This is a genomic window from Saprospiraceae bacterium, from assembly GCA_016716185.1.
Taxonomy (GTDB): Bacteria; Bacteroidota; Bacteroidia; order Chitinophagales; family Saprospiraceae; genus Vicinibacter.
Map to the genome: position 1 here is coordinate 1,303,925 of JADJWV010000002.1, position 14,472 is coordinate 1,318,396.

8 protein-coding genes and 1 pseudogene are annotated in these 14,472 nt (G+C 38.0%); 3 read left to right on the top strand and 6 right to left on the bottom strand.

Going from position 1 to position 14,472, the window contains the following annotated elements:
* The first annotated feature begins 3 nt into the window (after positions 1-3).
* Both IPM34_06885 and IPM34_06890 read left to right on the top strand, forming a co-directional pair.
* Positions 4-1,779, top strand: a complete 1,776-nt coding sequence (locus IPM34_06885) for a VWA domain-containing protein (GenBank protein MBK8955265.1) — start codon at positions 4-6, stop codon at positions 1,777-1,779.
* A gap of 588 nt (positions 1,780-2,367) precedes the next feature.
* Positions 2,368-2,859 (top strand): UpxY family transcription antiterminator, encoded by a 492-nt coding sequence (locus IPM34_06890; GenBank protein ID MBK8955266.1) that lies wholly within the window; start codon positions 2,368-2,370, stop codon positions 2,857-2,859.
* Positions 2,860-2,906: 47 nt separating this feature from the next.
* Here the strand turns inward: IPM34_06890 and IPM34_06895 are convergent, their stop codons facing one another.
* Positions 2,907-3,248 (bottom strand): hypothetical protein, encoded by a 342-nt coding sequence (locus tag IPM34_06895; GenBank protein ID MBK8955267.1) that lies wholly within the window; start codon positions 3,246-3,248, stop codon positions 2,907-2,909.
* Positions 3,249-3,293: 45 nt separating this feature from the next.
* Positions 3,294-6,077: a gliding motility-associated C-terminal domain-containing protein gene (locus IPM34_06900; protein MBK8955268.1), complete on the bottom strand. Its 2,784-nt coding sequence runs from the start codon at positions 6,075-6,077 to the stop codon at positions 3,294-3,296.
* A 335-nt stretch (positions 6,078-6,412) separates the two neighbouring features.
* Here IPM34_06900 and IPM34_06905 point away from each other — a divergent pair, with 335 nt between their 5' ends.
* Positions 6,413-9,931 carry a T9SS type A sorting domain-containing protein gene (locus tag IPM34_06905; GenBank protein ID MBK8955269.1) on the top strand — a complete coding sequence of 1,173 codons (3,519 nt, stop codon included), beginning with the start codon at positions 6,413-6,415 and terminating at the stop codon, positions 9,929-9,931.
* Between the two features lie 57 nt (positions 9,932-9,988).
* Here the strand turns inward: IPM34_06905 and IPM34_06910 are convergent, their stop codons facing one another.
* The 4 genes and pseudogenes from IPM34_06910 to IPM34_06925 form a co-directional block, all read right to left on the bottom strand.
* Positions 9,989-10,720, bottom strand: a complete 732-nt coding sequence (locus IPM34_06910; protein ID MBK8955270.1) for a hypothetical protein — start codon at positions 10,718-10,720, stop codon at positions 9,989-9,991.
* 468 nt (positions 10,721-11,188) lie between these two features.
* Positions 11,189-12,219, bottom strand: a pseudogene (locus tag IPM34_06915) (hypothetical protein).
* Positions 12,220-12,402: 183 nt separating this feature from the next.
* The gene (locus tag IPM34_06920; GenBank protein MBK8955271.1) at positions 12,403-13,224 is read right to left on the bottom strand and encodes an SHOCT domain-containing protein; all 822 of its coding nucleotides are present in this window, start codon (positions 13,222-13,224) and stop codon (positions 12,403-12,405) included.
* Between the two features lie 190 nt (positions 13,225-13,414).
* Positions 13,415-14,461 (bottom strand): IS5 family transposase, encoded by a 1,047-nt coding sequence (locus IPM34_06925; GenBank protein MBK8955272.1) that lies wholly within the window; start codon positions 14,459-14,461, stop codon positions 13,415-13,417.
* Positions 14,462-14,472: the final 11 nt, after the last annotated feature.

The window sequence follows — 14,472 nt, forward strand, 5'->3', positions numbered from 1 at the left end:
GGTATGGATCTCGACGAAATCATCTATTCGTGGTTTACAAAATACCTGAAGAAAAGAAAAACCACAAAGGAGTCAGAACGTTTTCAGCGGATTGAGTTGGAATCTATTCGCTCCAGGCTCACACTGATTGCAAGGCTCCTCACAGGTTTGTCAATAGAAATTTATCCGGCTGATGAGGAGGGTGGTTGTAAGGGCAATAATTATTTTTTACCTCGTTGTATTTCCTGGTTTGATGCCGTAGAAAAAAATATTGGATTTTACCTCTACCGTTTATTTTATTTATCCATCCAACAGGGTATTCCTTTGAGCGAAAAAAATGAAGTCGTTGAATCTGAAATAGAAGGATCGAGAAATGAGGCCGGGAAACTTTCAGAACAGGTTTTCGCAGAAATGCAAATCCAATATCCTCTGGTTATGGAATTGTACCAGTCACTTGTCGAAGACATGAAGATGAAAGGCGATGTTTTTTATGAAACCCACAAACATTTTCTTTATGGAAAATTGATGGAAACTGTGCAAGATAGGGTAGATGAAAAACAATTAAGCTTGGAAACCCCATCAGACAAACAACGGTTACCGGGTGTAGATCCTAAATCGGTTTTAAAAGCCAAAGCAGTAGAAGAAATCAAATCGATTTTGGTCGATCAAAAGGCGCAGGAAGATTACGTACTGACGCACAATTTCGAAAAAGTGGAAACACTGGAAGAGTTTAACGGAACCTGGCGCGATTTCGACGGGGATGATGACTTGTCCAGCCATAAGGATGCGATTGATGAACTCAATATGAGGCTCACGGTGCGGACTGATGATCCGGTGCACAGTGTCCTGCAGGCGGACTTTATTGAGAATACAAACATAGCAGATGTGGAGACCGCTGAAGATTCGGATTTCTGCATTACTTATCCGGAATGGAATTATACCCAGAAACAATACCTGGAGGATTTTTGTAAAGTTTATCCCAGGCGGATAACCGCATCAGATCATTCCTATTATCATCAGACTCTGACCGATCATCGAGCATTGCTAACGGGCATTCGGAAGACCCTTGCGAGTTTTCACAATAAATGGATGCAGCAGCAAAGAAAACAATACGGTTCCCTGTTGGATTACGATGCACTGGTGGATTATTATACAGATATACATTCGGGAGTGTCGCCCTCAGAAAACATTTATATTGCAGATCGCAAACTCGAGAAAGATCTGAGCATCATGATTTTGATGGATTCCAGCTTATCCAGCGACGGTTATGCTGACGGGAACCGGGTGATTGACATCGAAAAACAAGTGGCCATTCTTTTTGGAGAAATTCTTCATGAATATCATGTTGATTTTGCTATTGCGTCGTTCAACTCCTCCACCAGAAATTGTCTTCGCTTTGAGATGGTCAAAGATTTTGACGAACGATGGGAGCTCGCCAAATACAAAGTAGGGATGATCCAGCCCAACGGTTATACCCGCATTGGCGGGGCATTGCGGCATGCCAGCAATCTATTGTCGCTTCGTCCGTCAGCCAACAAGTGGTTGTTGCTACTGTCGGATGGAAAACCAAACGACTACGATAAATACGAAGGCAAATACGGACTTCACGATGTCAAACAGGCACTAAGGGAGTCCAGAGAAAAACGAATCAACGATTATGCTTTGACTGTAGAAGCGCAGGCACGATATTACCTGCCGCAAATGTTTGGACAAAACCACTATCAGATTCTCAGATCAACAGCAGATTTGGTTAAGGCTGTAATTCATCTTTTTGAGAAAATTAGATTTCAAAGTGTCTAAGTCCAGTAGTTTGGATTCGAAAGCTAAAGTTTAGTTTTCAATCACACGAGTTGAATTGAAAGCATCGTTTGCTTTTACACGAGCGATACGGTCTCGGGGAAATCAATTTTACCATGGAAAAAGCAAAGCAACCCCAGGTTTTGCTATTTTCCCTTTATCATAAAAAAAAATTCATCAAAAAACATACAAGCTAATCTTTAAAATTTTAACTTCGTCTCACAAACCAACCATCCCCGGAAGATGAAGACCAGAAAGACCAAATTTTAGAGAATTCAGGAAGAAGACGATCCCGTCGGAAAGGTTGATTTTATAGGTTCAATACTTGGTATAAATGAAGTAGACTGTTAGTATGCATAATTTGCAGCTACGGATTTTCATTGCAACAGACCGCTCACAACCGTTTAAAGAAATTGACTTGTGAAACTTGCGATAACCAATGGAGTAAATTTGGACTTATAGATAAAGGGGGATTTAAATTTGATTCCCAAAAGTATATTATTTAAAATATGTAGGAACTAAGTGGGGTAGGGACTGCATAGTGATAGTAAAAAAATTGTAAGTTTTTTTCTAAATCACTATACGGTAGTTATGAAAACCTGGAAAGTACTCCGCATCCGCAGTCAGCACGAATTTTGTGTGCAGAAGCAGCTGGATCATTTGTGCATCGAGCATTTTCTTCCAACCCTGACGGAGCACCGTCAGTGGAGCGATCGCATCAGAAAAGTTCTGATCCCTGCATTTCCGAATTATCTGTTTGTACATACAGAACCCGTCCAGCGGGAAACTGTATTTCATTGCAGAGGCGTCATGAATTATCTGCGATATGAAAACAGGGATGCCACGCTCCGCGACGATGAAATTCAAATGATGAAGACGGCATTGCCATTCAGCATTCAGGGGGGATTGGTGCCCTGGACGTCTGCAGGCGAGATCATCCGGATTTCATCCGGTATGCTCAAAGGTTACACTGCAAAATTAGTCCGCTGGAAAAACCGGAAAGTGGTGTGTCTGGAACTCCACGAATTAAAGCAGGGGTTTTTGGTGGAGATGGAGTTGGGAGGGGGGTTGAAATATTTTTAAGGACGCTATAAGTTAACCTGTTCATGAAGTCCACATTAAAATTGGACTTAGATCTGCTTTAAAATTTCTAAAATATCATATTCCCCCTTGTAGAGAAAGTATGTTCTATTGGGATAAACAATTAAGTAACTGCCGCAAGGATAATGACGAGGAAAATAATGGCGCTCTATATGTTCTTTTATGTCAGGATACCATTTTATACGCTTGTCAAAACGCTCAGTCCCTTCCGGAGATTTATAGAAAAAGTATGGGCTCACATTTTTTTTGGATTCAAGAGCCTGGAGGAAATTTAGATATTTGGCATTGACAAAATCCTTGTTTCCGGAAGAATTGTATTCATCTAAACCCGGATGATAATTTACGATGATCGTTTTGGACGAATCTGTCAATAACAAAAAATTGTCATGAAAAGATCAAATTTTACTTGTCCAATTCTATCTGACAAGGGTAAGATCTCCTGATTTTATGATCCTCTTATGATCACAAGTATAATATTGAATCAAGTAAGAATATACAGCAGGTTCCATATGGGTTTGCCGGTAGACCCCATTCCAACCGCTATTCAAATCTGAAGTTTCAAATAACAGTGTACCCCATCGGTCGTATATATTCAGACTATAATTATGGATCCGATCAATGGTTATTACAGGAAGAAAAATATCATTGATCTGATCGCCGTTTGGTGAGAAAACATTGGGAACATAAATGTCTGAAGTGGTCTGTTCCATTACAAGATTTATACTCGCAGGAATCGTGCAGGGTTCATTTGCATCGGCGGTGAGCACAGTACTTTCATTATACTTTGTTAATAATACCTTGCTACAAGTACGATCCAGACATTCAACAATATTCGCAGGGGTCCAATGGTAATTCAGTCCCCCCACAGCAGTAAAAATGGATTCAGTACAGGCATGAATGAATGGATCGCCCAAAATCTGAATTTGTGTTTTTGGATGCACCAGAATGGTAAGGCTATCGATCCAATAATTACAATCATCTGAGGCTTCAAGATAAACTTGGTTTGCTCCGGGTGAAGTGGCTAAATACAATGAAGTTAGTTGGTCAACGGATGAAAAATATCCATGTGAACTCCGCCATAAATACTTAGCATTACCAGAAAACTCAGCCCTCAAACCAATGCTGTCGCCCTGGCAGACCGTTAGATCGTTACCAGCATGCAAAGTGCCATTATTTCCTGGCCTGACAGTCAAATCAAGATATAACAGACTGTCGCAACCGGAATGACTCTTCAAATAATTTATATATTGCCCGCTTTCGCGATACACCATACCATTGATCATTAAAGAATCGCAAATTTCCATCATCGTGTCTGTTCTACTGCTTTTGCTTATGATGAGCTCAAGATCAATAAGGCTATCACATCCATGCCATGTTTGGAGCTTTTGGATATAATTTCCAGTTGCAAAATACCTTTCATTTCCGACTATTATAGAATCACAGGATGAAATACTATACTTGTTATGATAGCTTTTATTAATTTCCAGATCTAAGTTTAATATGCTATCGCACAAGTTGCGGTTTTTCAATCTCTGGGTAAAATTTCCGGATTGCGTATAGCTAATTCCATTTATGAAGGCGGAATCACAACTTGTTATTAATAAGTCTGTAGAGCTACTTTTTAATATATTCAGATGAACTCTTATTTTGTGTTCACAAGTTGAAACGGTATCAATCGGTAGATTTAATGTATCCGATACGGTATACCATATCCCCTTATACAATAATGAATCGCATGCGGATAGGAATAATTCCTGGGTCGTATTAATAAATGAATCCTCCTGAATGGATTCACAATATACTACTGTCCAATCTTTGGTTAAATTGCCAATGGTGACGTTGTATTTAATTTCAACACAATAACTTTCATTCACAGCATCTATGATCAAGCTGGACTTGTCATTAATGGTTCTACGGAATGGATCATTCTTTAAGTACCAATTGTAGCTTAATTGGATCGACTCTCCCAAATGGCAGAGATTATAAAATATTATCTCCGGTATTAGTTCAACCTTTCCGTCATTGCAACGTCCTTGCCAACGGACATCAGGATCAATATTTACTGAAGTTAGATTAATGGAACTATCACATTGATTAAGAATTGTTCCTGCCGGCATTTTAACCAACATCTTTTCCACACATGGATCATGAGCTTTGCCTGTGGCATCTACAAATGGATTATTCCTGAAAGAAATATGAAACACATCTTCGACAATCGGCTTATCCAAAACTTTAAATTCTACAATAGAATCAAACTTGCAACAATTGGAATCAATAATCAATTGACGATATATACCACTGCCTGTTATGTTTTGATCATGCCATTTGTATCCATCCACATACACTTGCTCCCAACATAATGTTCGCAAAGATCCAATCCTGTCGGTTGCTTTCCTCGCTCTTACCCATATACATTCAGGACCAGACTTCTGGCAAATGGATCCGTTTTTTGTATTCCCAATAGAAGCTGAGACACAAATTTCAAAGTCACCCTCAATAGGAAAATCCAATAATATCTTACGTTCATTTCCACCGACCTGCATTCCATGACAGGTCCATACATAAGTTGGAAAACATCCATAGGCATTCTCATTTACATAAAAAGGAACTTGACATGCCCCAATACATACGTCGATTGTATCCTTCCTCTTCAAATTGTTAATAGTACCTAATTCAGGTAGAACAGGGGGTCCCCCGGGTGGAGTATTTATTGTAAAATCACAAACATCACCGCTACATCCGTCAACCCATAAATAATAAGTTTTACATGCCTTCAGATGGGCATTAATGACCTGAACACTACCAGGTGGTACACAGGGAATAGAGCTACATACTATATCCTCCCCACAGGTACAATCCCCCCAAATCCCGAATTGTAGTCCTTGACCATTTGTACATGATCCAATTGTTAATGTTATAGATACTTCACCACCATTGCATACAAATGCCCACCAGCTTGTATTGTGTCCCACTCCGCCATTAGAGCAAAGAGGAGAGCAAGAACTTGGGACTGAACTTGGATTATTACAGGAATAACCATTTAACTCGGACAGTGAACAGATTGCGAAAGCCTCATCACAAGTTTCAGCCATTGGTGGCGAACATTGTGATTTCAATGTGTAAGTTGGTATAAAATACAAGCATATTATAAATATGCCATACTTCATTCTGGATTCCATTTTCAGGTAAGAGGATTTCAAATTTAAAAACGCTGCTTTAAGTTGACATGCGTTCAAATGATTGAATTTCTTTCCTTAAAATTATGATCATATAGATAATAGCACCGTTTCTAAACTTTAAGGTGCTTCAGGATTTAGGATAAGATCACAACGCATTAGCCAAGTTGTCTTTATGTTAATGAATGTGCGGATTCCATTATTTCCGAATTGCAATAATTTCTTTGCTGGTTTCTTCAAAATGTAATCAAAGTGAGAAACATTTATTAATTTTGATCAGCCATTACTTATCCACTGCCTTTATAAGCGGAATTAATTGAACGTTTTTGCTAATTTCAGGTTTTGATTAAATACTTACCATGAGATGGATATTTGCATTAGGGATAAGTCTATTCAGCTGCTGTAGCTCATTCCAAAAATTGAATTCCCAAACATTTACGCTTGATCGGATGTTGGAAATTCCAGGTTCTATGGCGGGACAATTTTATGAAGGGAAGAACAACGTCTTGTTCAATTATTACAACTCCTGCACGCACATCCGACTTTATAAATCCCGCGACGAAGGAAAATCCTGGGAGTCGATCACGGCACTTAATTTTTCTAAGGATTCAAAATTCGACATCTGTGCAGATGGCACCTTGCTGAGCGGATATAATAAAGAAGCATATTATTCTGAAGACGATGGTGAAAACTGGACCCCATTTTCTACCACCACCTGGCCTGTATTCAATTACCTGAGTGGAACTTCTTTAGACAATCTTTTTATATTATCAGGTTCCACTGTTTATAGGAGTATCAATCGGGGCGCCTCCTGGATTCGTGTTATCAACAATGTGAACGGATCTTCGATAGTATTTTATCAGGACCCGACCACGAACAATCTCTACATCTGTTCAGATAATGAAATCTGGCAATCGAAGAACATGGGTCAGAGTTGGACCAGCTGGCACAAAGATCGTTTTTCCGGAGTGGAATTACCGCGTATGTTTAGTGGTCTCAACAACAGAATTTATGTAGCAGGTCATGGATACGTATGGGTATTTTCCAATCAAGGGGTATTGCGAACCAAAACCAATGTATCAATTAATAGTCAGCGGATGGTGCATCTTTGTCAGACCAATTCCGGTCGGCTGATCGCTTATAAATTCAATGCCAATTATTACTCTGATAATGAAGGGGCCAGCTGGAAAACATTTACAAACACAAGTGGATTCTTCATCGACAAATTGTTTAAGTCATCTTTTGGAGTTTTGTTTGGAACCAAGCAATACCAACCCGCTGCATACAGATCGGAAGATGAAGGAGTGAATTGGGATCTAGCAAATCAGGGAATACAGGGAGCAGTGGTCAGGGATATTTTACACCTTTCCATTGATCGGTTTATCGTTTTACAGGACAATGGAATTTTTTATACTGGAGACGTAGGACAGCATTACAAGTTGATTCACCAATTGAAAAATTGGATATACGGCGATGCTTATTCTAAAATAAAGTCTATGTGTACACTAGACGACATTTTGTTTTATGCCGATGGAAATAATATATACAAATATAATTTAACGACCGATCAAAAAAAATTGGTATATCAAAATGCAACGGGGATATTCAATGGGATGACTTGCAACAGTTCCAATAAAATGTTGTTTTTTTCAAACAGTAACGATATTTATCGATCCACAGATCTCGGGGATAAATGGGTTAAGATTCCAATTCCTGTAGCGAACGCAAGCATTGGGCAACCTATTATCACCGATGAAATACTGGTGATAAATGTTGATAAATCAGTTTATCGTTCTCAAGATTACGGAGACCATTGGTTCAAAACCGGAAACTTTCCGGACCCGGTAAGCACACTTCACTGTCCTTATCCGTCGATGGTATATTTTGTTCACAAGGACGACACGGGAAATATAGATTTGTTTCAATCCTATGATGCAGGATTAAGCTGGTTTAAATCTACGGTATTTAGTCCTGTATATGTCAACGAGGATAAACATATCTGGATCAACAACAAGGGAGATCTGATATTAAAAGGCTGGGAAGGAGATATATACCGATCATTTGACAATGGCCAGAGTTTCTCCCTTTATCATGACATTGGTGATTCTGAGACTTATATATTTCTGGGCGATGATCAGAGAATATACATCCAGGGCAATTGTTTTTTTTACCGCTTACTCGAACCGAGCTCGGACAGAAAACTTGCCCATGGCTTCTTATTTAAAGACGACGATCAAAACTGTTTGTTGGATGCCACTGAAATAGGATATCCCGGACGTCAGATTAGCATCAGGGATGGAAACAGTTCTTATTTTTTATATTCAAATCCCACTGGCGCATTTTATTTTGAAGCTCCACCTGCAGCTTTTGAATTGGAAGCAAGCAACATCAGTCCATATCACCACGCCTGTGTTCAACAATTGAATGGAGCTACGCTGGATTTAAGCAAAAGCATAGAACTTGGTTTACAGATATTGAAGGAATGCCACCTGTTGAATCTGGATCTAAGCATCCCAGGATTGAGAAGATGTTTTGAATCTACGATTTATATACACTACAGCAATATTGGAACAGACCTTGCACCCAATGCAAGCATAGAGTTGATTTTGGATCCATACCTGCAATACATAAGATCCAATCAAACGAATGTTATGGTGAGTGGAGATACACTGAAGTTCCAACTTGGAGATGTACATTTAGGTTCTGTAGGAAAAATTGCAATCACGGTATTCGTATCCTGCAATGCAAAAATCGGACAGGAACTCTGTGTGGAAGCAAGCATACAGGCTAAGGATGGATGTATCACGGGCTCTACCGCCATTGTAAAAACATCTGCAAACTGCAATGGAGATTCAACGTTATTGATCTTGACCAATTTGAGTGCGGTGCCTATGAAGGAAAATCGTTCCTGGAAATTACTGGAGACCGGGAACAATAAGGTCCAAACTATAGCCTCAGGTTTTTTTAAATTACAAGCCAATGAAAGCAGGCAATATACTGTGCAGAGCAGTGATCAAGAGCAAATGTTTTCAGCGCAGCAGGAGGCATCGTATCCATACAACAAATTCAGTCAGACATTAATTGACAATTGTTTGAGAAATCCCGGAATAAAAAATGCATATGATGAAGAAGAGCCATTTTATGACCGCGAATGCATGGAAAATACAGGCAGTTATGATCCCAATGACATCATAGGACGACCCCTGGGAATCACCACAGAAAAGCGAATCGAAAGCGAACAAGAATTGGAGTACACCATCAGATTTCAAAATACGGGAACCGATACGGCGTTTAACGTCATTGTTGTGAACGATCTTAAATCGTCCAACTTAGATCTTGCCACCCTGACATTGGGAGCTTCTTCTCATTCCTACGCCATGAGCCTCATCGATGGACATGAGATGCTCTTTGCATTTAAAGACATTATGCTTCCGGATTCAAACATCAATGCAACGGAATCTCATGGCTTTTTAAAATACAAAATCAAACCGAAAAAACAGTTGCCACCCAATTCCCAAATCAACAACCAGGCCTCCATCTATTTTGACTTCAACGAGCCGGTAAAGACCAATACCGATTTTCACACCATTGGTTTACCATTGGTGACGAACATAAAATCAGAAACCGAATATACAAATGATCTCATTGAAATTTCTCCCAATCCCGTTTTAGATTTTGCGAAGATAAAATTGTATGATCCGCTGTTTGAAATAAAGAGCATTGAACTCATCGATGTTTTTGGCCGCCGTCTGAAAGCGAAATGGAGTCGTGATTCGGAGTTAATTATTGATTTTCGGGGTGTGCCGGCGGGGGTTTATATGGTGGCGATTGAAGGAAGGGGAGGGGAGAGGTTTGTGGGGAAGGTGGTGAAGTTGTAATCGTTTATTGAACTGATATAATGAGGCATTGCGATTTGTTTAATAGGGTAGATCATTCTATTCTAATTTATTATTATCATACATCCCCAAAAACTTACTTTTCCTCAACCAGCCTGCGGCAAACAACCATAACATTAAGGTTTCTAACCAAAATATGGGCTTGTAAGTACTAATGCTTTTCTTGAAAGAGTTTTCATCATTTAAATTCATAATTATACCAGAGACTAACATACATATAAGAATAAGTATGCCACAAAATATATAAAAGCGGTTAACTGATTTTTTCTTATCAGATAGTTTATTCCAATTTGAAAAGCAATAGGTATTGCTGTCTAATTTTGTAAATTGAAAAATGCAGAAAAAAGCCAAGGTCAGAAATAATAATATGGCTGATACGTTATGCACGATTCCAAATATTTTATTATCAAGTTCCTGAATGCATGAACTTGCATCAACGCTTGTAGGAAAAAAAGCCACTCCTAAAGCAAAAATAGCAGCCAAGTTACCAATAAGTGAATCGTTAAACACACTTTTATCGTCGCTATAGCCTTCGTAAGCGAAAAAAGCAAAAGATAAAGCACAAATCATCCCTACCATACCATCACGTGAGTTGGTATGGTAATAAGCTGATATCGTTGTTTGAATTTCCTGGCAGTCATCAAAGATGATACTTGCCAAAAACAAAATGACAGGTAAAAGAAAAGCAATTAATCCAATTAGACCAAGCAGGATTCGGCCTGATATTATATCAACGTTTTTTGGGTAGTTTTCAGAATTATTGTTTGTCATAATTATTGAGCTACAAAATTATCAAATTGTCAGATTATTTCGTGACTACTTCATTTTATCATCAGTATGACTTGACATTTTAGTAAGTTGACCGATATGGCGATCAGATAAGACTTCCAAAGTCAATTTTAAGAGTTATTTGAGCTTTTGCATAGATACAATTTGATTGGCCAACTTGTAGTAATTATTACTTCAAAATAGGTCTTAAATCATAGTACCTGAAGTGGCTCAGTTTGCCCCGGAATGGGAGGCTGAGTTTGCCCTGGAATTAATGGCTCAATTTGGCCGGAAAACTCATTATGTAAGGTTCCTTAAGAAATTAAACTTTAAAATTCTTTCTATAAACCTTTTTATTTGTAGCTGAGAGGGTATTTAAATTTATACTAGACAGTTGAGTACTGGTTAAAGGACTAATAAAATTTTGTAAAATTTAAGTCTTAAAATTTATTTGATAATTATTATATCTCTTTAATATATCATAAGCGATCCAGCACCTTCGGTCTCCTTATAATACAATCTTACCCTTATTATATACTCTCTACCTTTAATCAGTCTCATTGTTATCTTGGAATTGCTATCGGTACCACTATCATCGTCACCTGATAAGTAAATTTCTTCTGTCGGTGTTTTTTCGAATAGGACCATTACCGTGTCCATTGTTCCATAAGTTTGTATTGTATATTTTTTAGACCGGTTTGGTTTGAACTTAAAATTCTTTTGTTCTCCAGGCCTGATATTCATAGATTGAGATTCTGATAATTTCAGTTCGAGATAATCACTAGGAACCAGAGGTGGATAGAATTTTTTACAAATTCAATATCCTTTTGTGAAAGCCCGCCTGCAGGCTGTATTCCATTTTTAAATTCTTCTGGAGATTTTATCAGACCAGCTTTAAAGGGATAGTGCATTACTGAATTCGGATCATGTGTTGACCCTTCAACTTCGCTAAGTGATAATTTATTTATTATATTTTCATAAGTAGTTAATCTGCTCCAGTAATTAGGATATCCTGCAAGATCATTATATACAGCTTCTTCATCCCACACAATGCCGGCATTGGGATTTTGATGTTCATGAGGTGCACCTAAGGTATGTCCAATTTCATGTAATGCAGTATCTGGATCGCTCACTAAGTCCCACCCAAAATTCATACTCCTTTCATTTGGAGATGCCGCATATTTAAGAATATCTCTTCCGACATACGACCATGCTGAGCCATCTTGTAAAAATCCGATTTTAACCATAGCTTCATTTTTATCATGAACTTCTTCGAATTCAAGACCAATTCCTAAGCTTTTCCATTTATTAAATGCTTTTTTCACAACATCACGTTGTGCCGTACTTCCTTTCCAGGATGCCGGAGAGCCGTCACTTCCACCTTTGAAGAAATAATATTTAAGTTTTGTTCCATTTACCCATTTGGACTGATTCATAATAATCATTTTCATCCTGTGAGCGCTCACCTCAGGCTCGAAATTCCTCTCAGGTATCTTTACCATGGAGCAATAAAAAGGTGTGTTTAAAGGTGGCGTTCCTTGTAGGTTTTGTTTTCGGCTTGATGATTTATCAGATTTTTTTGTCTTTTTCATGACTTTTTATTTTAATGGTTAATTAATGGTATAGAATACCTTTGGTGTTTATAATTATAAAAAAGGTTAAGTGATTTTTTGTCCGAATCTGTTTTATTTATTCTGAGTTGCATTCATTCTCAGGTTGGATAATTCGGCGTCAGAAAAAGATTTTAATAATTCCGTTTTTTCATTATTATATTCCGCTTCAGTAAGTACACCCTTTTTGAACATAGTATATAAATCTTCAAGTTTTTGCCAACGATCTTTTTCTGCTTTCTGTCCAAACAGAGTCAAAGCTGTTTCTTTTAATCGTTGGAAAAATTCCAAAGACCCGAAGCCAGCCAACATCGATAGTGCAACATATGAAACCATGCCCTGAAAAGGAACATTGGTTGCCAAATACTGAACTGTTATGGAGGTAATCAGAAAATTAGCAACGAAATAGATAAACAGTCCGGCGCCGGCACCCATAAAAGGTCTTACATAATATGGTATTTCCAAATTAGCCGGAAAACCTATATCATCTGCCCGGTAATGCATAAAGAATCCTCTTAAGTTGCAGAGAACACCACCCAATGCACCTGAAATGAGCATTAATAAAACAATTGAGTAAAATGTAACCCCTGAATCAACGGGCTCCTTTTGTGGATTTTCTGTTTCATTTTTCTTTTCTTCGTTTGGTTTTGTTTCTTCCAGTTTTTGAGCTTGCCCCGTATCCTGACCACTTGCATTTTGGGGAGTAGCTGCAGGAGCTGTACTAACATCTCTTGGTCTCTGATCATTTTGCTCTTTAGCATTGGTCTTAATTGGTTTCAGATACTCCTTCTCGGTTGTCTTTAAAACATTTAATAATGAAATTCCGAGGATAGCAACAAAAACTAAATTGAAACCTAATAACAATTTTAATTTAAGTGGTGTAATTGGATTAGCCATAAAATTAGTTTATAATTTTAAATAAAGGGGACTTCTATTTATTAAAAAAGTTCGTTTCATTTGTTCAAATGATATTCATTTAAACTTCAAAGGCTAGAATGGAGCTTTTGCAAGCAAGGTTTTTCAACAATTTCGATCCGGTTTTCAACAATTTCGTGAATTTATTTGTGATTTTTCAGTTCCGGGCACACTATGCCCATGCTACTTTTCTTTTTAGTTGGATAATCCGGAATAAATTATATGTTATGTTTGTCAGTCCAATTTGAAAAGAAGATCTTACTTTACCTATGCATCGTAATTTCATTTTTCCAAACATCGTGGTGATACAACCAAATACATGTTCAACTCGTGCACGTGTTCTTGATAAGTTCGTATTTCTGTCTTGCTCCCTGTCGTTTAATGGACGGTTTCTTCTTCCTTTCTGATTTATACAAGGTATCATCCCTTTCTTCCGGATTCGTTCTCGGAAATCCCAGCTTGCCGAATCTCCATATAAGCGTTTTCCTTTATCCCGTTTTTCTATCAATACATCCGTCATTTCACCATCATAAACATTCGCAGGGGTTATTTCATAGTTGGTAATCAGTTTGGTGTTTTTATCGATCTTCACATGATCTTTATAGCCGTAGGCTTTGCGATTATGGTGCTTTACCCAGCGGGCATCGGAATCTTTTTGTCTTCCAATATTTGGGTTGTCCTCCCATTCTTGTGGTATTTGCCCATTCTTTATTAAGTCATTATCCTCTTTACTATTGCGGTTAATTTCGCTTTCTACAATATGAGCATCTACAATACTACCCTTATTTATTATTACCCTATTCTGGTGTAATAGTTGATCCAGTTTTTTGAATAACCTTTTATCCGCCTTCTTTAAACTCAATTCATTCTTGAACGACCAGATTGTTCTTGCGTCAGGAATCTGATCCGTTCCTCGTATTCCTAAAAATAATTTAAAACTTGTCCGGTCTGCTATTTGGAATTCCATTGATTCATCACTTAAATCATATATTCTTTGAACAATTAATAACTTGAACATCATCACTACATCATAAGATGGCCTGCCGGGACCTTCTCCCGTTCTTTTAACAATTTTTTCCAGCTCCTTTCGAAAATATTCAAATCTGATGTAATCGTTAAGCTTAGCTAATGGATCTTTATCAAAAGAACGAAGTTTTTCAACAAGCGCATCCCACTCAAATAGCTCAAGTTGTTGCTTTGGTGTAATGATTTTGGCCATATAGAATTTTT